This window comes from Parendozoicomonas verongulae (assembly GCF_009711465.1).
Taxonomy (GTDB): domain Bacteria; phylum Pseudomonadota; class Gammaproteobacteria; order Pseudomonadales; family Endozoicomonadaceae; genus Sansalvadorimonas; species Sansalvadorimonas verongulae.
This window is the reverse complement of sequence record NZ_SMME01000576.1, coordinates 1025-1581: the sequence shown is the minus strand read 5'-3', so window position 1 is coordinate 1581 and position 557 is coordinate 1025. Positions and strand designations below refer to the sequence as shown.

Sequence of the window (557 nt, the reverse complement as noted above, 5' to 3'; positions counted from 1 at the left end):
AAAGAAGAGCTGCTGGCGATAAAGGATGCCAGGGGCCAGAGACAGCGTGTCGAACTTATCACTAATTATTGTCAGAACTTCGAAGGGGGATCGACAACCAGTGATAAGAACCTGTTTTTTTTCCTGCTGAAAGAAAGGCAGGGAGCCTGCCGCCATCGTACTCCGGCATTCATCGCACTGTGCCGCTATTTCAATATTCCGGCAAGATCCGTTTCCAGTGGGGCGCATATCTTTCCTGAATACTCATTGGATAACGGGAACACATGGACAGCTCAGGATTTGGGCGGCGCACCAGTAGAATGGTCGATTCATACTCCCAACTTTCAGCTTGCCGTGTCCGGTATGACGCCGACTGGCCGCAATCAGTGGATGTCTCAGATATCCCCTGACATGAACCCTGACAGGATAGCTGAACTGGCAAAGGCTCTTGGGGGCAGTCAGGAAGAGCTTATCGAGTCGGTACAAAGTGGTACAGCATTACCGGCAAGTGTGATATCCGCTCCAGAAATCGACGATATTGTAAAAAAACTATGGGAGCAGGTGCCGGACAGTAATGC

General features: G+C 50.4%; 1 protein-coding gene and 1 pseudogene. Both read left to right on the top strand.

Going from position 1 to position 557, the window contains the following annotated elements; all coding sequences use genetic code 11:
• Nucleotides 1–9: 9 nt before the first annotated feature.
• Nucleotides 10–156 (top strand): annotated as a pseudogene (locus E1189_RS26100) (hypothetical protein); the annotation flags it as partial.
• 90 nt (nucleotides 157–246) lie between these two features.
• A partial coding sequence (locus E1189_RS24795) for a hypothetical protein (RefSeq protein WP_230459979.1) occupies nucleotides 247–557 on the top strand: 311 nt, incomplete at its 3' end.